This window comes from Methylophilus sp. Leaf408 (assembly GCF_916856905.1).
Lineage (GTDB): Bacteria > Pseudomonadota > Gammaproteobacteria > Burkholderiales > Methylophilaceae > Methylophilus.
Window position 1 is genome coordinate 166957 of the sequence record NZ_CAKASK010000001.1, and the last position, 19729, is coordinate 186685.

At 50.2% G+C, this 19729-nt stretch carries 13 protein-coding genes; 10 read left to right on the plus strand and 3 right to left on the minus strand.

Going from position 1 to position 19729, the window contains the following annotated elements:
* Positions 1-119 precede the first annotated feature (119 nt).
* On the minus strand, positions 120-1817 hold the full coding sequence (gene ybaL, locus LPA26_RS00745) for a YbaL family putative K(+) efflux transporter (protein WP_055829729.1): 1698 nt from the start codon (positions 1815-1817) through the stop codon (positions 120-122).
* Between the two features lie 211 nt (positions 1818-2028).
* Positions 2029-2637 carry a TetR family transcriptional regulator gene (locus tag LPA26_RS00750; protein ID WP_229006952.1) on the minus strand — a complete coding sequence of 203 codons (609 nt, stop codon included), beginning with the start codon at positions 2635-2637 and terminating at the stop codon, positions 2029-2031.
* Between the two features lie 109 nt (positions 2638-2746).
* Here LPA26_RS00750 and LPA26_RS00755 point away from each other — a divergent pair, with 109 nt between their 5' ends.
* From LPA26_RS00755 to hflX, 9 genes are all read left to right on the plus strand, one after another.
* Positions 2747-3931, plus strand: a complete 1185-nt coding sequence (locus LPA26_RS00755) for an efflux RND transporter periplasmic adaptor subunit (RefSeq protein WP_055870808.1) — start codon at positions 2747-2749, stop codon at positions 3929-3931.
* Entirely contained in the window at positions 3928-7038 is a 3111-nt protein-coding gene (locus tag LPA26_RS00760) for a multidrug efflux RND transporter permease subunit (RefSeq protein ID WP_229006953.1), read from the plus strand. Before LPA26_RS00755 ends, LPA26_RS00760 begins: the two co-directional genes overlap by 4 nt.
* On the plus strand, positions 7028-8422 hold the full coding sequence (locus LPA26_RS00765; protein ID WP_229006954.1) for an efflux transporter outer membrane subunit: 1395 nt from the start codon (positions 7028-7030) through the stop codon (positions 8420-8422). The genes LPA26_RS00760 and LPA26_RS00765 overlap by 11 nt, the downstream gene beginning before the upstream one ends.
* A gap of 227 nt (positions 8423-8649) precedes the next feature.
* Positions 8650-9213, plus strand: a complete 564-nt coding sequence (locus LPA26_RS00770; protein ID WP_229006955.1) for a PEP-CTERM sorting domain-containing protein — start codon at positions 8650-8652, stop codon at positions 9211-9213.
* Positions 9214-9520: 307 nt separating this feature from the next.
* Positions 9521-10024 carry a sigma-70 family RNA polymerase sigma factor gene (locus tag LPA26_RS00775; protein ID WP_229006956.1) on the plus strand — a complete coding sequence of 168 codons (504 nt, stop codon included), beginning with the start codon at positions 9521-9523 and terminating at the stop codon, positions 10022-10024.
* Positions 10021-10989, plus strand: coding sequence for a FecR domain-containing protein (locus LPA26_RS00780; RefSeq protein WP_229006957.1), 969 nt, complete (start codon positions 10021-10023; stop codon positions 10987-10989). The genes LPA26_RS00775 and LPA26_RS00780 overlap by 4 nt, the downstream gene beginning before the upstream one ends.
* 97 nt (positions 10990-11086) lie before the next feature.
* Complete coding sequence (locus LPA26_RS00785; RefSeq protein ID WP_229006958.1) at positions 11087-13534, plus strand: TonB-dependent receptor; 2448 nt, start codon at positions 11087-11089, stop codon at positions 13532-13534.
* A gap of 36 nt (positions 13535-13570) precedes the next feature.
* Complete coding sequence (locus LPA26_RS00790) at positions 13571-14704, plus strand: PepSY domain-containing protein (protein ID WP_229006959.1); 1134 nt, start codon at positions 13571-13573, stop codon at positions 14702-14704.
* A 393-nt stretch (positions 14705-15097) separates the two neighbouring features.
* Positions 15098-16438, plus strand: a complete 1341-nt coding sequence (hflX, locus tag LPA26_RS00795) for a GTPase HflX (protein WP_229006960.1) — start codon at positions 15098-15100, stop codon at positions 16436-16438.
* Positions 16439-16444: 6 nt separating this feature from the next.
* On the opposite strand, the gene LPA26_RS00800 is transcribed toward hflX, so the two are convergent.
* Positions 16445-17329 (minus strand): LysR family transcriptional regulator, encoded by an 885-nt coding sequence (locus LPA26_RS00800; RefSeq protein WP_229006961.1) that lies wholly within the window; start codon positions 17327-17329, stop codon positions 16445-16447.
* 106 nt (positions 17330-17435) lie between these two features.
* Between LPA26_RS00800 and metE the strand changes: the two genes are divergently transcribed.
* Positions 17436-19727 carry a 5-methyltetrahydropteroyltriglutamate--homocysteine S-methyltransferase gene (gene metE / locus LPA26_RS00805; protein ID WP_229006962.1) on the plus strand — a complete coding sequence of 764 codons (2292 nt, stop codon included), beginning with the start codon at positions 17436-17438 and terminating at the stop codon, positions 19725-19727.
* The last annotated feature ends 2 nt before the right edge of the window (positions 19728-19729 follow it).

Sequence of the window (19729 nt, forward strand, 5' to 3'; positions counted from 1 at the left end):
ATGTCAGGTGCCTGTAACGGCAGTCTTCATTCGTGAAGCTAGTTTAAGAGGCGGTGTGGCAAACAGCTATGCGTTATTTGACGTAAATTGCCGCCCGGACTTTAGTTTTTATACGCGTATCAGAGTACATGGCGTTCAAAACGTTTTAGGACGTGTGCTGACATACCTTTGGCCAATTCTTCCTCACCAAAAAACACCGTATCGCCGACTTCTTTTTGCAGGCGCTGGTATTCGTCTTCGTGATGCGTGCGGATCACCACTTCGATATCGGGCTTCAACTGCTTGGCGATATCGACAATTTTACGGATATCCATGGAGTCCGGTGTGGCAATAATCAGCATGGCAGCGTTAGCAATGTGAGCCTGTATCAGTACCATGGGGTCAGCTGCATTACCTGATACCGCAGGCTGGCCTTTTTTACGCAGTTTTTCTACCAGTTCCCGGTTTTGCTCAGCCACCACAAATGGGATGCTGGAAGCTTCCAATGACATGGCAATGCGTTTACCAACACGGCCATAACCCACGAGTACCACCTGGCCTTCCAGGAATTTTCTTTCGGTAGTCATCGGCAATTCACCGTATGGGTCTATGCGTTGTGAAAGGCGACGCGCGACATCAGATTTATTCACCACCCAGTTGGCAAACGGTTTGATCGAGGCAAACACTAAAGGATTAAGTGCAATTGAAATCAATGCCCCTGCCAGTACCAGGCTCATTGCGTCCTGGGAGAGTAAGCCCAGCGAAACGCCCAGCCCTGCCAGAATGAACGAAAATTCACCAATTTGCGCCAGGCTGGCAGCAACAGTTAAGGCGGTGTTCAGCGGGTAGCGAAGCGCAAGTACGATAGCAACCGCTGCCAGCGATTTACCGACCACAATAATGCCCACTACGGCCAGCACCTGGTAAGGTTGCTTGATCAGGATGCTTGGGTCAAACAGCATCCCGACAGCCACAAAGAACAGGACTGCGAATGCATCGCGGAATGGCAGGGAATCTTCTGCCGCGCGATGACTGTATTCTGATTCGCGCATGATCATCCCGGCAAAGAATGCCCCCAGCGCAAAAGAGACGTTAAATAAGGACGATGCAAAAAAGGCGACACCAATCGCAACTGCGATCACGGTTAGGGTAAATAATTCACGTGAACCAGTGCCTGCGACATACCACAAAAGCCATGGCAATACACGTCGGCCAACCACCAGCATGACTGCGACAAAACCGGCAATTTCCAGCATAGTCATGCCTATGGTTTCCCAAATGGCACCGGCATTGGCAACCTCACCCTGGCCGCCTAATGCGCCAGCCAGTGCGGGCATCAACACCAGTACCAGCACGGTAATCATATCTTCCACCACCAGCCAGCCTACGGCAATTTTGCCGTTCATGCTTTCGAGGATGCGTCTGGATTCCAAGGCCTTCAGTAACACCACGGTACTGGCGCACGAAAGGGATAAGCCGAACACCAGGCCATGACCCACGCTCCAGCCCCAATAATGGGCGACCAACATGCCCAGCAGGGTGGCCAATGCCATTTGTACGAGTGCGCCGGGCAAGGCAATCCGCTTGACTGACATCAGATCCTGGATGGAGAAATGCAAGCCGACGCCAAACATCAGCAGCATGACGCCTAACTCTGACAATTGAGATGCGATTTCAATATCTGCCACGAAGCCGGGTGTAGCCGGTCCGATTAATATTCCGGCAAATAAATAACCAATCAGGGCCGGTAATTTTAGTTTTTCGGCAATTAATCCAAAAATCAGCGAAAGCGCAAAGGCTGCGGCAATGGTAGTAATGAGGGAAAGGTTGTGATCCATAAGGCGTGTTTTTCTTCTGGCAGATTGATTAGGTTTTGTAAAAGCTGTTTTTATAAGTTGAATGAATGACCATGTTCATACTAAAAAGTTGAACATTTATAAATTTACATAAATGGATTCACCCCTTATCTTGCAGGAAGCCAAGGCCAGTCGTCAATGTTTAATGCATGAAAAACCAGCCCATTTGCATATCCAGACAATGCCTGTTTTTCTAAGTCGAAAGCCGTTGAAGGCCATATTCACATAGCTGTTCGGCTTTATGCCAGCGTTGTGTTTCCGGCAAATTGCCAAAATGCACAATGCTGAATACCCCTTCAATGATAGATTGACAATACAGGCTCATCAGCTCGAAATCTGCATCTGGTTTCAACTCGCCAACAGTGATCGCTTGTTTGAGTAAAGCATTAATCTGTGTAATCCGTTTTTTTTCCCACGCATAGCGGTGTTGCAATAGTTCAGGCGAATCATCAATGCCGACATACAGAAAAAACAATACTTTCTGTATAGAGCTGGGTTCAATGTAACTGCGGATTTCCTGCAGGCAATAGTGTTTCAGATTGAGTAGAGGGCTCAGGTTTTCATCCCCATGAAAAGGTGCGACTTGTTCAATCACGCGTTCAGCCATTGCAGTTGCCAGTTCCAGCTTACTTTTGTAATGGCCATAGACGGCACCGCGCGAAAGTGCGGCGGATTCCGCAATGTCTGACATGGTGGTGAGCGTAAATCCCTTGCTGTAAAACACGGTTTCCGCAGCATCCATAATCTGGTCGCGGGTTTTTTGGGCATCCTCTTTGGTTTTTCTGGCCATGGCTAATGACATGCTTAAGAAATGAATGGCTTCATCATAGCAAAAAATAATTAATCAGTCACGATTGATTAATTAAATGGCAGCGGATAGAATGGAGGCAATCCGCATTTAAGGTATGTGTATGTCGCTATTCCGTTCAGTATCCATTTCCTTGTTTTTATTATTGTTTTTGGCTGCCTGCAGCAAAACTGAAGAGGCAGCCGTTGACAAGACTGGCGCGCCCGAAGTTGAGGTAGTTCAGGTGCAATATACAGAAATACCTACGGAAGTGGAGCTGCCAGGTCGGGTAGAGGCTTTCCGGATTGCTGAAGTACGGGCACGCGTCACCGGTATTGTCGCCAAGCGTTTGTACCACGAAGGGCAAGTTGTCAAAGCCGGGACAATCTTGTTTGCGCTGAATCCCGAACAATTACAGGCTTCCAAGCTGGAAGCCGAAGCTGAGTTAGCCAGGACAGAAGCCAACCTGGTGAATGCCAATGACAAATTGCAACGCTACCAGGCATTAGTGAGCGACCAATCGGTGAGCCAGCGCGATTTTCGTGCGGCGCAAGCCGAAGTGCAGCTGGCAAAAGCCGAAGTGGCTGCTGCCCATGCCAAACTCAATCGCGCCAAACTGGATGTTGGCTATGCCAATGTGGCAGCACCTATTGATGGGGTGGCAAGACGTGCGCTGGTGACTGAAGGTGCGCTGGTGGGGAAGGATGAAGCCACGCATATGACCACGGTGGAGCAGGTAAATCCGGTCTACGTGAACTTCGCGCAATCCTCTTCTGAAGTATTTGCCTTGCGCAAAGCACTGCGGGACGGGCAACTCAAGGGTAGCGATGGCAAATTTAAAATCGAATTGATTCTTCCAGACGGATCAGCTTACCCAAGCGCTGGAAAACTGTCATTCTCGGATGTGTCTGTCAACCAGACCACAGACTCAGTGGTGATGCGCGCCATTTTTGAAAACCCGCAGCAAGAGTTGATGCCAGGCGCGTATGTGCGCCTGAAGATACGCCAGGCAACAAACCCGAAAGCTATTTTGATCCCGCGTGATGCCTTGCTTCGCGACCAGTTTTCAGCAAGGGTTTGGGTAGTGAATGCACAGCAAGCGCTTGAATCACGTGAAGTGCAAACCGGCAGCCTGTCGGGCAAACAATGGGTGATTGAGCAGGGCTTGCAACCCGGCGAAAAGGTAGTGATCACCAATGCGGCTACACAAGTGGCGGGTACAAAAGTGACACCGAAAGTGGTCGGCGTAAATGATAAAGACGCTAGCAAAAGCGACACCACCGAAAAAACAACGAAAGCCGCTTCATGAGCAGATTCTTTATTGATCGCCCGATATTTGCATGGGTGATCGCTATCCTGATTGTGCTGGCCGGTATCCTGGCGATTAAACAATTGCCGATTGCACAATATCCTGACATCGCACCGCCAGTGGTCAATATCGCGGCAACTTATCCCGGCGCGTCAGCGAAAGTGGTCGAAGAAACCGTCACCTCGATTATTGAGCGCGAGATGAATGGCATGCCAGGCCTGATGTATGTATCGGCCACCAGCAATGTGGGCATGGCGTCCATCAGCGTGACATTCCGCCAGGGCACCAACCCCGATCTGGCGGCGGTGGATGTACAGAACCGCCTCAAGAGCGTGGAAGTGCGCTTGCCGGAAATCGTCCGCCGTAGCGGCATCATGGTCGAAAAATCTGCTGACAGCTTCCAGCTGATCGTGTCGCTGACTTCTGAAGATAATCGCTACAGCGAAATTGACCTTGGAGAGTTGTCTTCTGCCACTGTGATGCCTACGCTTAAACGCGTGCAGGGTGTGGGTAAGGTGCAATCTTTCAGCCCGGAATATGCCATGCGTATCTGGCCTGACCCGCAGAAGATGGCAGGCCTGAATGTCAGCGTGTCGGAAATTTCCAATGTTTTGCGTAGTTACAATACCCGCCTGACTCTGGGCCAGGTGGGTGCCAGCGGTGTGCCTGATGGCACGCCACTCAGTGTGTCACTGGAAGCAGATGCCACGCTTAAAACCGCGGAAGATTTCGCCAATGTGCCTATCCGCACGCAGCCGGACGGCTCAGCGTTGCTGGTCAAGGACGTCGCGCGCGTCGAAATGGGCAGTAGCGACTATACCTACAGCTCAAAAGTGAATGGCAAGAATGCAGCCGGTATGGCGATCAAACTGGCACCGGGTTCAAATGCGGTAGAAACGATCAAGCGCGTGAAGGTTGCCATGGAACAGATGCAGCCCTACTTCCCGCCGAATGTGGTGTTCCAGCTGTCGTATGACTCCTCTGCCTTTGTATCTATTTCGATCAAAAAAGTGATCCAGACGCTGATTGAGGCGGTGGTGCTGGTGTTTTTGGTCATGTACCTATTTATGCAAAACCTACGCGCAACGCTGATCCCGACCATTGTGGTGCCGATTGCGCTGATGGGTACGTTTGCCGTGATGTACTGGCTGGGTTACTCGATTAATGTACTCACGATGTTTGGTGTGGTGCTGGCGATTGGTATCCTGGTTGATGATGCGATTGTGGTGGTGGAAAACGTAGAACGCCTGATAGTCGATGAAGGCTTGTCACCCTACGATGCTACCGTGAAAGCCATGTCGCAGATCAGTGGCGCAGTGGTTGGGATTACTGCCGTTCTGGTATCGGTGTTTATCCCGATGGCATTTTTCAGCGGTGCTGTAGGTAATATTTACCGCCAGTTTTCGCTGGCATTATCCGTCTCGATCAGTTTCTCTGCATTCCTCGCATTGTCGCTGACGCCTGCGTTGTGCGTGACCTTGTTACGCCATGAATCCGGGGCAAAAGCCGGTTTCTTTGTCTGGTTTAACCGCAGCTTTCAACGCTTGACCGAGCGATACACACGCCTGACCGGAGGTTTGCTGAACAAGCCACTGCGCTGGCTGGTGGTGTTCGCACTGATCGTGACCCTGGTAGGCTGGCTGTTCATGCGCTTACCGGGCGCTTTCCTGCCGGAAGAAGACCAGGGTAACTTTATGGTGATGGTGTCTTTGCCACAAGGTGCGACCCTGGCGGAAACCGCACAAGTGCTGGGCGATATGAGCAGCTATATCCAGAAGAACGAACCGGTGGATATCATTTTTGAAGTCAGTGGCTTCAGCTTCTACGGTACCAGTACCAATAGCGGCATGCTGTTTATCACGCTGAAAGATTGGGCAGAGCGGCCTGAGGCAGAGCAGCAGGTATCGGCGATTGTGAATCGCGTTAACCAACACTTTTATGGTCGTCCAAATTTAACTATTTTTGCCATGAATGCGCCACCGTTACCTGAGTTAGGCAGTGTAGGCGGCTTCGATCTGAAGCTTGTCGACCGCGCCAGTGTAGGCATAGAAAAGCTGATGAAAGCGCGTGACCAACTGATTTCCGAATCGGCCAAACATCCTGAATTAGCCAATGTATTGTTCGCAGGTTTGTACGATACACCGGTGGTTAACATGCAACTTAACCGCACTAAAGCCAATGCGCTAGGGGTGTCGCTAGATGAGATCAATGAGACGCTGGCGACGCTGTTGGGATCCAATTACCTGGGGGATTTTGTCTATGGCAACCAAGTGCGCCGGGTACTGATTCAGGCCGATGGCAAGCAACGCCAGACGCTGGAAGATATCAAGAAAATCCGCCTGAAAGCGGCGGATGGCAGCCTGGTACCGCTTTCTTCCATCATGACGCTGGATTGGGCCATGGGCACGCCGCAACGCACCCGTTTTAACGGGTTTCCTTCCTTCAATATCAATGGCGGGCCGGCGCCTGGTTACAGCAGTGGCGATGCCATGAAAAAAGTTGAGACGGTAGTGCAGGGCCTGGGCAAAGGCATAGGCTTTGAATGGGCCGGTCAATCGCTGGAAGAAAAGCAATCCGGCAGCCAGGCTGCTTTGTTGTTTGGCTTGTCTATCCTGGTGGTGTTCCTGGTACTGGCTGCGTTGTTTGAAAGCTGGGCGATTCCATTCGCCGTGATGCTGGTAGTGCCATTGGGTGTCCTAGGCGCCGTATTAGGTGTGACCATCCGCGGATTGCCGAATGACATTTATTTCAAGGTGGGCCTGATTGCCACCATAGGCTTGTCTGCAAAGAACGCCATCCTGATTGTGGAATTTGCGCGTGAACACGTATTGCAGGGCATGCCATTAATTGAGGCCAGCCTGCTGGCCGCCAAAGAGCGTTTGCGTCCGATTGTCATGACATCTCTGGCGTTTGGGGTTGGCGTGATCCCGCTGGCTTTCTCTACCGGTGCAGCATCTGGTGCCCAGGTGGCCATCGGGACCAGCGTGCTCGGCGGTATTATCACTGCCACCTTGCTGGCTATCTTTTTTGTTCCCTTGTTTTTTATGGTGGTCGGGCGCTGGATGCGCAAGCCGGAAACTCAACAAAAGGTGTCCCATGAAGTGTAGTCGTATCAAAGGCCAACTGGCAGCAGGCATTGCGCTGGTGGTCGTGCTCAGCAGCTGCTCGCTGGTCCCTGAATATTTCAGGCCCGCAGCACCGGTGCCTGAAGCATATCCCGGACAACCCGCCAGTGATGCCGTGACCGATGCGCCGCCATTAACCTGGCAAAGTTACTTCCCGGATACCGATTTACAAAAGCTGATTCAGGTAGCTTTAGAGCATAATCGCGACCTGAAAACGGCGGTGTTGCGCATGGACGAAGCCAAAGCCACTTACGGCATCCAGAAAGCCGACCGGTTACCAACCATACAAGGTAACCTCGCTTACGACCGTAGCAGAACCGTATTCAGTTCCAGCCAGGCCTTTGAAGCAGAGTTATTCCGGGTAGGCGTTGGTATCTCCGAGTACGAAGTGGATATATTCGGTCGCGTCAAAAGTTTATCTCAGGCCGCACTGGAACAATATCTGGCTGTCGAGGAAAACAGGCAGGCGATACAGGCGTCACTTGTCACCGAAATCGCCACGCAATACGTCAACCTGTTGACCATACACGCACAGCTCAAACTGGCGCAGCAAACGCTGGATGACAGAAAACAGACCTTGCAGCGCACCCAGCGCCGTTTTGACGCAGGGTTAGACCAGATACTGGATGTGAAAGCCGCGCAGATTCAGGTAGAGCAAGTGCAGGCGCAATATGCGCAATGGCAACGCCAACTGGAAACCACCAAGAATGCGCTTTATTTATTGTTAGGCGAACCCTCACAGCGCACGGCGTTGACCGTCAAGCCATTGGAAGCACTCAGGCTAGGTACCACACCCGCCGGATTGCCTTCAACGCTGTTAACCAGAAGAGCCGATATCCGCGCAGCCGAGCATCAGCTAAAAGCCGCCAATGCCAATATCGGTGCTGCCCGGGCTGCGTTTTATCCGCGTCTGCAACTGACCACCAACGTCGGCCTGGTCAATTCTGACTTTTCCAAACTGTTTACCCAGACCGGCAGCAATTACTGGGCATTCAGTCCGCAACTTGTTATCCCGATATTTAACTATGGCAGAAACAAAGCTAACCTGAACCTGGCAGAAGCGCGCCAGCACATCGAAGTCGTTAATTATGAAAAAACCATACAGACTGCATTTAAAGAAGTGATGGATGTGCTCTCTACTCGCACCGCGATTGGAGAAGAGTCCGCCGCCAGGACTCGCTTGAATGATCTGGAAAGCAGTCGCCTGCAACTGGTCAAACGCAAACTGGATCAAGGGCTGGTGACCTATTTGGAGTTATTGGACGCCCAACGTAGTGTGTTGGATGCACAGGCGCAGGCATTGCAAATCAGGCAGCTGGCACTACAGAATCAAGTGAGCCTGTATAAAGCGCTTGGTGGCAGTTAAAAGATAGAAAAGTCAGTGGAGATATTTAATCTTGCGTTAAGTGTTGAGTTAACAAAAATTTTCACCTGAATTCATTTGCAAAGAGGAAAAGTCAATTGCAAATTTCATTGATGAATGTATATTTAAATCAAATATTAAAAAAATATAAATAATATAGTTTCAGGGCGATTTCCCAGTTTTTTAAGCGTTTTTTGAAGTTCTTATTATTTCTAATTGAGGAGACCCATATGAAACAACTTAGTAAATTTGCAGTTGCATTAAGCTTGGCTTTCGGATGCTCGCAGGCTTTTGCTGCGGCTTCTATTTTTGTGACAGAACCCGGTGGCGATGGATTCAATATCGAAACTGGTGGCTTTAATGGCTCAAGCTACGAAATCACCAAAATCGTTTTTGATTTCAGTAGTACTATAACAGCGGATGGAAGTAGTCTGATCATCGATGGAACCCCAACATCCGTGACGAATCCATCAGGCGGCACAGCTACATTCTTCGGTAGCGGTTCCGTTTTCGGTTTTGATTTCACAAGTTTCAATACTTTTGAGACATTCAGCTTCAAATGGGATCCAGATTCAGCCTTGAATGGCTCTTATGGTGCTACAGGTGTTGATTTCATAGGTGGCATTGTCACGGCTTACACAACAAACGGCCTGTATTCAGGCAGCTTTCAGTTAGTAGGCGGTGGTCCGGATGTAGCAGCAGCACTTTCACCAGTGCCTGAGCCAGTATCTAGCGCAAGCTTCCTTGCTGGCTTGGGTCTTTTGGGGTTGATCGCAGCTCGCCGTCGTTCATAGTTCGATCTGCATATAAAAAGCCCGTCACAATGTGATGGGCTTTTTTGTATTCTTTTATTAAAGCACACACTTTAAGTTAGCATTTATCAGACATATCTTTTCACGAACGCTGACATGACCGTCAAATCGCTTTCTGTTTTTAAGAGTAAGGTCATCCCGACGATATTACGGAAAATTTGTTAATAAACATAAGGTTTTTTCCAGTAATGCAATATTTATGGGCTTGTATTAAGTTACACAGAGTTTGCTATTGTCGGGTTTTTATACGTTAGGTATCATTGATAATGATTCTTATTAATGATTCATTATGCCAATGCCAGACCCAGCCGTACAACAGCAATTTCACCATTTGTATAGCACTCATCATCGCTGGTTGAAAGCCTGGTTGCGAAAAAAAATGTCCTGTCACCATACTGCGGCTGATCTTGCACAAGATACCTTCCTGCGGTTAATTGTTTCAGATAAAACGCCGTTGCCAGAGCAGTCCCGTGCTTATCTCACGCAAATAGCCAAAGGTTTGATGATTGATCTTTACCGACGTCAGCGTCTGGAATTGGCATATCAGGAATGGCTGATGCAATTGCCAGCAGTTGAGACGCCATCCCCCGAGCAGCAAGTGATAGTGTTGCAAACTTTGATCCAGTTCGACAAAGTGCTGGATCAATTGCCTTCAAATGTACGCGAGACGTTTATCCTTTCACGCTTCGAGCATCTTACCTACAGTGAAATTGCTAATCGGCTAGGTATTTCTGTAGCCGCCGTTCGTAAATATATGCTGAAAGCCACACAAGCCTGTATGGAGTTGCTATGAGCCGACTGCGTGCCATGAATCCCTCAGCTGATTATGCACATGCCCAGCAACAGGCATTGGAGTGGCAGGTCGTATTGTGGTCTGGTGAAGTGACTGCCGATGAGCAGCAATTGTTTGAGGAGTGGCTGACTTCGAGTGATGTGAATCAACAGGCCTGGCGTGAAATCGGCGTGATGCAGAAAAAGCTGCAATTAGTGCCTGACCGCGCGGTTGAGTTACTAAAAGAAAAGATCCATTCGGCCAAAAGACGCCGATTGCTGCAGTTGCTGGGGCTGGCTGCTGTAACGGGTGGCACAGTGCCTATCGTACGTAAGAGTGAAAGCTGGCAAACGCTGGCTGCCGATTACCGTACGCATACCGGCCAGCAAGAAAAAGTTGTGCTGGCTGATGGCAGCCAGTTGGTGATGAATACAGCAACGTCAGTGGATATAGCCTACAGTGACCATGAGCGTAGACTCATCTTGCACCAGGGGGAAATTTATATCAGCACCGCGCCAGATGCGAGTCAGGCGAGGCCGTTCTTGGTACAAACGCGACATGGCACTGCCCAGGCACTGGGTACACAATTCAATGTCCGACTCAAACCGCATGAAACCAGGGTAGCTGTGCATCAGGGGCAAGTAAAGTTGAGACCGGAAAATGAGATGTATAGCCTGGTGATTGCCAGTGGCCAGCAGGCCGGATTCTCCAATGATGCTGTGACTGCTTTATCGCCCAACATTAATGAAAGCGCCTGGCTCGATGGGCAACTGGTGGCAGAGCAAATGCGCCTGGGTGCTTTCCTGGATGAGCTCAACCGTTACCGTTCCGGTGTGATTCGCTATGATCAGGTCGTGGCCAATATGGTGGTTTCCGGTGTGTTCCCCTTGCTGGATACGGACAGGGTATTGCAATCTTTATTACAGGCTTTGCCATTGCGGATAGATTATTTTTCCAGATATTGGGTAACTGTACATGCCACTTAAATGTGACTCGATGAAAAAAATACTGCTTCAGGTGTAGCACTTTTATTTTCTCGTTCGGGATAGGAGAGAAGACTACTTTTTCAACGAGGAAATTTCCATGTCCCACTCAATTCAACATCAGGTGAAATTGCCTGTGTTCCGACTCCACCAGCTTGCTGGTTTACTATTGCTCTCCGGTATGGTGTCTATGGCCTATATGCCACGCGCCTATGCAGAAGTATCGCAACATGCGAATACCGCCGTCCAGTCATTCGATATTGCGCCTGCATCTTTGGATCAGGTGCTGAACACCTATGCCAAACAAACTGGCATATTGCTGGTGATTGATGCCAAGTTAACCCAAGGCAAGCAAAGCCGCGGATTGCATGGGCAATATGAAGTATTGCCAGGCTTGAATGTCATCCTGGGAGGTAGTGGCCTGCAAGCAGTCACGCAGGAGAATGGCAGCTATAAATTACAGAAGGCTGTACAACCATTACCCGCATCTTCCAGCAGCGTGGATACATTACCTGAGGTGGTAGTGGCTGATGCAAAAGTGAAGGAAGAAAATAAAGTCTATGCCGGGTCGCAAGTAGCCCGTCAGGGTAGGGCGGGCATATTAGGTGAACGCGACTTTCTGGATGTCCCGTTTAATGTCACCAACTATACCTCGGACATCATTGCTGACCAGCAGGCACGCAGCATAGGTGATGTATTGCAAAATGACCCTTCGGTCAGGCAAACCAGTGCGCGCACCAATATCAATGAAGACTTTTCCATCCGCGGATTCACGGTAGCCAGCCAGGATATCGCTTTAAATGGTATGTACGGATTGATGCCTTATTTCCGGGTGCCGGTTGAAATGGCTGAGCGTATTGAAGTCCTCAAAGGGCCTAGCTCATTGCTGAACGGCATGCCACCCAGTGGTAATGTGGGTGGCAGTATCAATATTGTGCCAAAACGTGCAGCGGATGAGGCGTTAAGCCGTTTCGGCGTGACTTACATGAATGACTCCGTGTTTGGCGGGACTGCCGATTTAGGACGCCGTTTTGGTGAGAGTAATGCATTTGGTGTGCGCCTGAACGGGATGTATCGCAAAGGCGATACCACGATAGATAGACAGAAACTGGAAGAGTTTATGGGTAGCCTGGCGCTGGATTATCGTGGCGAACGGCTACGTGTCACAGCTGATTTCATTAATCAGCAAGAAACGATCAACAAAGTTGTCCGCCAGTTCCAAGTCGGCGATACCCTCGCCAAAATGCCGGACGCACCTGATAATAAACTGAACTACCCGGGTTATGGTCATTCGCAAATGAAAGACCGTTCCATGGTATTAAGGAGCGAATATGATCTGACTGATGCCGCGATGGTGTATGCCGGTGTAGGTACTCGGAACAGCCAGATGGACGCGGTGGCAGGCAATCCAGACCAACTGAACGCTAATGGAGACTTTAGATCTACGCCAATTTTGCAAATGTTTGAGGTAAAGTCAGAGTCGTATGAAGCGGGCAGTCGGTTTAAATTTTCCACGGGCAAAGTGGGACACCAGGTGAGTATTGGTGCAACAAAAGTTAATCAGAATACCAATATATTCATGACTGCTTTGTCTGGCTTTGTTTTCAGCAATATCTATGCCCCTACCTATATAGACACACCTAGCACCTCAGGTATGGATGGCAGTAAAGTCAGGCTAGGCACAATATCATTAACGAGCTATGCAGTGGCAGATACCTTGTCATTCTTGGATGAAAAGTTATTGATTACTTTAGGTGCTAGACATCAAAATGTAGAGCAGCAATCTTATAATTTCGCTGCTGGTGGAGTAAAAAACAGTGCCAAATATGATGAAAGCGCAATTACACCTGTAGCTGGTGTGGTGTTAAAAGCTTGGGAAGGCGTGTCTTTGTATGCCAACTATATTGAAGGCTTGAGTCAAGGCCAGATTGCAGCACCTACTTTGAGTAATGGCGGGCAGGCCTTCTCACCGTATAAAACCAAGCAAAAAGAAGCGGGCATAAAAAAGGATTGGGGCAGTATTGCCACTACATTGAGCGTGTTTGAAATTGAGCGTCCCAGTGCAGTGGTCGCTAATAATACATTAAGTGTCAGTGGTGAACAGCGGAATCGAGGTGTTGAGCTTAACGTATTTGGCGAGATAGTTTCTGGCGTTCGTCTGCTAGGTGGCGGTGCTTATACGCAAGGTAAGCTGGTTAAAAATGAAAGTACTGCTCTAAATGGCAATACACCCGTCGGTGTGCCTGATTGGCAAGTTAGCCTGGGTGGCGAATGGGAACCGGTGCTTGTCAGCGGTTTGACATTGACTTCCAGGGTCATCTACACCAGCAAACAATATGTGGATCAGGCGAATAACGTGTCTATCCCAAGTATTACCAGGTTTGATATCGGTGCACGTTACAAAACTAAATTGCAGGATACGCCTGTAACTATTCGTGCCAATATCGAGAATCTGTTCAACCGCGATTACTGGAATACTTCTAACGAAGGCTATATCTATCTCGGCATGCCACGTACTTTATTGCTGTCGGCAACGGCTGATTTTTAGTCACTCGGCGATAGGTTAGATGAAAAAAGTAATCTTATGACTATCCGCAAGTGGTATCTGATTCACAAGTGGACCAGCCTGATTTGCACAGCATTTTTACTGATGCTGTGCATCACTGGGCTGCCTTTGATCTTTCATGAAGAGATCGAGCATCTGGTTGGTGTGGTGGGAGCCCCACCCATGCCGGAAAATACGCCCAATATCAGTTTGGACAAAGTTGCTGAGGCTGCCAGGAAACAAAGACCGCAAGATGTCATCCGTTTCATGTTCTGGGAGCAGGACGAGCATCCAAATGTGACCTTGGTTTCCATGGCGAAAACGATGGATGCCTCCCCGGATGATTCCAATATCGTGCTCATAGATACCCGCACGGCCAAAGTGCTCGATGCACCGCCACCTGAGCGTGGTTTTATGTATGTCATGCTGAAATTACATGTGGATATGTTTGCCGGCATGCCCGGTATGCTGTTTTTAGGATTGATGGGGTTGCTGTTCGTGGCCGCAATCGTTTCAGGTATTGTGCTTTATCACCCGTTTATGCGGCGACTGGACTTCGGCACTATTCGTCGGGAGAAACAGGCCAGGCTCAAATGGCTGGATATCCATAACCTGCTGGGTGTGGCTACCTTGATCTGGGCATTGGTAGTGGGGCTGACTGGCACAATTAATACCCTGAGCCAGATTGTGATTTTTGTCTGGCAAAGTGACCAAATGGCAGAAATGATTGCGCCTTACAAAGGGCTGCCGCCGCCCACCCAATTGGGTTCCCTGCAAGACTCAATAGAGACCGCCAAAAAAGCGGTTCCGGATATGCATGTCAGCTTTGTCGCATTTCCGGGCAGTATGTTTTCCAGCCCGCATCATTACACGGTATTTATGAAAGGCAATACGCCGGTCACTTCACGTTTACTACGCCCAGCCTTGGTGGATGCGCAAACTGCAAAATTAACCGATACCAGGGAAATGCCCTGGTATGTGAAAACCCTGCTGCTTTCGCAACCACTGCATTTTGGTGATTATGGTGGGTTGCCGCTGAAAGTTCTGTGGACCTTATTGGACCTGGTGACGATTGTGGTACTGGGTAGCGGCTTGTATCTATGGATCAAACGGCGACAGCATACCGAGCTACGGATAAGCGAACTGGAGCAGAAGCATGCGCAACGGGTTTAACAGGAGACATGATGAATAAGCGCTTTTTCGGTATATGGGGTTGGCCGATGTTACTCGCAATACTAACGGCATTCGGGTTGCTGTCCGCATTATTAGGGACAGGTATCTGGCACTGGCTCTCGTGGGTTGCAATAGCTATCCCATTGTTGATGATTGGTTATTATTGGCTAATCAAATGAGACTCAAAAAAGACGCGATGATCACGCGTCTTTTTTGTTTCATCGTTTATTTTGCATGCTTTCAAGTGAATGAGCTTAACAATTCCTGTTTTTTGCCTGTCAAAACATACACATGAGATTCAGTCTTTCAGACTTTATCTAAGTCTGCATAGTGGTGCAGCTTGCATTTAAAGGTACTATCTACCCTCACCAATCCAAGAGATAAAACTCCCTAATGCAAAGTGAAGTAAAAGAGCCCATCAGATACGCCGTAGTTGCGGCTGTTCAGCTACCCAATGTGAGTGATATCGAGTTTGAAGCCTCTTTGAACGAGCTGCGCGAACTGGCAAAAACGCTGGGCTACAAAATCGTAAACACATTTGTACAGAAGCGCTCTAGCTTTGATACCACCGGTTATCTTGGGATAGGTAAGCGTGAGGAAATTCGTGATTACGTCAGCATTGAATCTGCCGAGGATGAATCTCAGTCGCTGGATGCACAGTTACCCACTATTGAGGCCGTCCTGGTTGACCACGAAATTTCGCCGGCCCAGGCGCGTAACCTGGAAATTGAAGTGGGCTGCGAGGTGATGGATCGCACCATGGTCATCCTCGAAATCTTTCACCGCAATGCCCGCTCACGCGCCGCACGCGCCCAGGTGGAGATTGCCCGTCTTGGCTATATGGCGCCACGTTTGCGCGAGGCAGCGAAACTGGCTGGTCCACAAGGCCGTCAGCGCAGTGGGGCGGGGGGCCGCGGGGCAGGTGAGTCGCACACCGAGCTGGACAGGCGCAAGATTCGTGACCGCATTGCCGATCTGCAACAGGAAATTATCGTGATGGATGGCGAGCGCAGGACGCAACGCGCCCGCCGTCAGGAGCGCGAGACGATGGCGAGTGTCGCCCTGGTCGGTTATACCAACGCCGGTAAATCTACCTTGATGCGCGCACTCACTGGCAGCGAGGTGCTGGTGGCGAATAAGCTTTTCGCCACACTGGACACCACGGTGCGGGCCCTGTACCCCGAGAGTGTGCCACGCGTGCTGGTCAGTGATACGGTCGGCTTTATCAAGAACCTGCCGCATGGCCTGGTCGCCTCTTTCAAGTCCACGCTGGATGAGGCGCTGGATGCGTCATTGCTGCTGCATGTGATTGATGCAAGCGATCCCGGCTTTGAGCGCCAGCTTGAAGTGACAGATAAAGTACTGGAAGAAATCGAAGCGGACGATGTGCCGCGTATCCGGGTGTTCAACAAGATAGACTATGTTGGCGATGCCACGGCGCAAGCCGAGTGCGAGGCTGCCCTGCGTCTGAAATACCCGGATTGCATAGTCATGAGTGCCCGCCGCCCGGATGAAGTGGCGGCGCTCCGCCAGAAGCTGGTCGACTTCTTCCAGCAGGACCTGGTTGAAGCCGAGATTTTTGTGCCCTGGTCCGCACAACAACTGCGCGGCAAAATTTACAGTACGTGCCAGGTATTGAGCGAGCGCTCGGAGGATGACGGCACTTTCTTCACTGTGCGTGGCGAAGCCAACGATATCGATAGCCTGCGTGAACAGTTAACACAGTTAGAGTGATGGCAGTCACTTCCGACCTTGAGCCAACTGGATAAAGGCCTGCACATAGTCAATCTGGGTATCGGTTTCACGGATACCCAGGTAGATCTGTTTGGCGATGCCCTGTTTGCCTAGTTTCACCGGCGTCACATCAAACCTGCTTTGATATTCCTCCACCAGCCAGCGCGGTAAAGCGGCTACCCCACGGCCACTGGCCACCATTTGCAGCATGATGTCAGTGGTTTCAATCGGTTTGTGTACGTGCGGGCTGATGCCCGCTGGTTGCAGAAATTGGTTATAGATATCCAGCCGGTCTATCTCGACCGGGTAGGTAATCAGCGTTTCGTTGCTTAGCTGCTCAGGCACTATGTAGGCTGACTTTGCAAATGGATGCTGATGATTCACCACCAGTACTTGTTCATAATCAAACACTGGTTGAAATATCAGGCCAGGCTTGTATAACGGGTCCGGCGTGACCAGCATATCGATCTCGTAGCCAAACAGCGCACCTATGCCACCAAACTGGAACTTCTGTTTCACGTCCACATCCACATCCGGCCAGTCGGCCAGGTAGGGTGACACTACTTTCAGCAACCACTGGTAGCAAGGATGGCATTCCATACCTATGCGTAAGGTGCCACGCTCGCCCTGGGCAAACTGGCGCAGGCGCTCCTCAGCCAGCGATAACTGTGGCAGCAAACGGTTGGCGACTGCCAGCATATATTGCCCGGCCTGGGTCAGGCGCAAACTTCGGCCCTCGCGTAGCCAGATATCCGTGCCCAGTTGCTGTTCCAGTTTTTTGATGGAGTGGCTCAGGGCAGATTGCGTGAGAAATAATTTTTCAGCCGCTGCTGTCAGCGAGCCTTGCCGTTCAACCTCACGAATAATCGCCAAATGGATACGTTCAATCATCGTTTATGTATGAATAAAATTAATCGATAGTTGAAATAATACCATTTTACTTCATGGTTTGTGTTTTCTAGAATGCGTGTTCTTAACGATTACAGGCGAGACAACCATGGTCACCACACACAATCTAGGATTTCCGCGCATAGGCGCAAAACGCGAATTGAAATTTGCCCTTGAGGCCTACTGGAAAGGGCAGTCTTCATTAGAGGTTTTAAAGCAAGTCGGTCAAGATTTACGCCAGGGTAACTGGGCGTTGCAGGCTAGTTTGGATTTAGCGCCTGTAGGTGACTTCGCGTTTTATGACCAGGTGCTGGACATGAGTTTTACCCTGGGTAATTTGCCAGCCCGTGTGCAGGACTTTCATGGCGACCAACTGGATAATTACTTCCGTGTAGCGCGTGGCCGGACCACAGCGTCTGGCGAAGAGCATGCCCATTGCTGCGGCGGCGTGGCTGCCGGGGAAATGACCAAGTGGTTTGATACCAACTACCACTATATCGTGCCTGAATTCACCGCTGAAACCCAATTCAAGCTGGATGCGACTCGTCTGCTCGAACAATTGGCCGAAGCCAAAGCGCAAAACGTCAGAGCGAAACCAGTGATTGTTGGCCCTGTGACTTACCTTGCGATAGGTAAAGAAAAAGATGACTCAAACCGGCTAGCGTTGTTGCCGCAATTGCTGCAAGTGTACACAGATTTGCTGGAGACATTGGCCACACAAGGTGTCGAATGGGTGCAGATTGACGAACCACTCCTGGTAACCGAGCTGGATGCGGAATGGCAGCATGCATTTAACCTGGCCTACCACCAGTTAAAGAGCTGCCGCGTCAAGTTGCTGGTTGCCACTTACTTTGGCCAACTTGCCGATAACCAATACCTGGCGGCCAATTTGCCGGTGGCTGGCCTGCATGTGGACGCCATCAACGCACGCAGTGAAGTCGTGTCTTTGATTGGCATGTTGCCTGCGCATAAAGTGCTTTCAGTGGGCGTCATCAATGGGCGCAATATCTGGAAAACAGATTTGAATGCCACACTGGACTGGCTGGAACCGATTGCAGAACGCCTCGGTGATCGTTTGTGGTTGGCACCTTCTTGTTCTTTGTTGCATGTCCCTGTGGATCTGGAGAGTGAGCAAAAGCTGGATAGCGAGATTAAATCCTGGCTGGCGTTTGCTACCCAGAAACTGCAAGAATTAAATATTCTGGCTACCGCCTTGAATCAAGGTCGAGCGGCAGTCAAAGACCAGTTGGCAGACAATCAGGCCGCGATTGGAGCGCGTCGCAGTTCGCAACGCGTCAATCATCCGCAGGTGAAAGCTGCGTTGGAAAAAGTGACGTCACAATTAGGTCAGCGCCAGAGTGATTATGCGCAACGTGCGGCCAAACAGGCGGCATTGCTCAAGCTGCCTAAATACCCGACCACCACCATCGGTTCTTTCCCGCAAACTGCTGAGATTCGTCATGCCCGCAGTGAGTTCAAGGCAGGGCGCCTGGATGAGGCTGGCTACAAAAAAGCCATGGAAGCTGAAATTGCCCGTAGCGTCAAAGAACAGGAAACCCTGGGGCTGGACGTATTGGTACATGGCGAAGCTGAGCGCAATGACATGGTGGAATATTTCGGTGAGCAACTGGATGGCTATGCTTTCAGCCAGTTCGGCTGGGTGGAGTCTTACGGTTCACGTTGTGTGAAACCACCTATTTTGTTTGGTGATATCAGTCGTCCCAAAGCCATGACCGTGGAATGGATCAAGTATGCGCAATCACTGACCAGCAAGCCGATGAAAGGCATGCTGACCGGCCCGGTGACGATATTGAACTGGTCATTTGTACGTGATGACCAGCCGCGTTCTGTCTCGTGCTACCAGCTGGCATTGGCAATACGCCAGGAAGTGCTGGACCTGGAAAAAGCGGGCATCAATGTGATCCAGATCGACGAAGCAGCCTTGCGTGAAGGTTTGCCATTGCGCAAGTCGCAATGGAATGAATACCTGCAATGGGCAGTGGAGTCATTTCGCATCACCGCCAATGGCGTCGCCGATGAAACACAGATTCATACCCATATGTGTTATTCGGAATTCAACGATATCATCAAGTCGATTGCCGACATGGATGCCGATGTGATTACCATTGAAACCTCGCGTTCAGATATGGAGCTGTTGGATGCATTTGATGAGTTCAACTACCCGAACGAGATCGGGCCTGGCGTTTACGATATCCACTCACCGAATATTCCAAGCGAGGCACATATCGTGCAGTTGATGCAAAAGGCCGCCGAACGTATACCTGCGGAGCGTTTATGGGTCAATCCGGATTGCGGCCTGAAAACACGCCAATGGGCTGAAGTGTTGCCGGCGCTGACGAATATGGTGGCAGCGGCTAAAACGTTGCGGGCAAACGCTTAGTG

Excerpts from the sequence above, each read along its gene's own strand:
- LPA26_RS00765 (WP_229006954.1), top strand. The coding sequence starts at position 7,028 with ATGAAGTGTAGTCGTATCAAAGGCCAACTGGCAGCAGGCATTGCGCTG.
- hflX (WP_229006960.1), top strand. The coding sequence starts at position 15,098 with ATGCAAAGTGAAGTAAAAGAGCCCATCAGATACGCCGTAGTTGCGGCT.
- LPA26_RS00755 (WP_055870808.1), top strand. The coding sequence starts at position 2,747 with ATGTCGCTATTCCGTTCAGTATCCATTTCCTTGTTTTTATTATTGTTT.
- ybaL (WP_055829729.1), bottom strand. The coding sequence starts at position 1,817 with ATGGATCACAACCTTTCCCTCATTACTACCATTGCCGCAGCCTTTGCG.
- LPA26_RS00770 (WP_229006955.1), top strand. The coding sequence starts at position 8,650 with ATGAAACAACTTAGTAAATTTGCAGTTGCATTAAGCTTGGCTTTCGGA.
- LPA26_RS00775 (WP_229006956.1), top strand. The coding sequence starts at position 9,521 with ATGCCAATGCCAGACCCAGCCGTACAACAGCAATTTCACCATTTGTAT.
- LPA26_RS00750 (WP_229006952.1), bottom strand. The coding sequence starts at position 2,637 with ATGTCATTAGCCATGGCCAGAAAAACCAAAGAGGATGCCCAAAAAACC.
- LPA26_RS00760 (WP_229006953.1), top strand. The coding sequence starts at position 3,928 with ATGAGCAGATTCTTTATTGATCGCCCGATATTTGCATGGGTGATCGCT.
- LPA26_RS00780 (WP_229006957.1), top strand. The coding sequence starts at position 10,021 with ATGAGCCGACTGCGTGCCATGAATCCCTCAGCTGATTATGCACATGCC.
- LPA26_RS00800 (WP_229006961.1), bottom strand. The coding sequence starts at position 17,329 with ATGATTGAACGTATCCATTTGGCGATTATTCGTGAGGTTGAACGGCAA.
- LPA26_RS00785 (WP_229006958.1), top strand. The coding sequence starts at position 11,087 with ATGTCCCACTCAATTCAACATCAGGTGAAATTGCCTGTGTTCCGACTC.
- LPA26_RS00790 (WP_229006959.1), top strand. The coding sequence starts at position 13,571 with ATGACTATCCGCAAGTGGTATCTGATTCACAAGTGGACCAGCCTGATT.
- metE (WP_229006962.1), top strand. The coding sequence starts at position 17,436 with ATGGTCACCACACACAATCTAGGATTTCCGCGCATAGGCGCAAAACGC.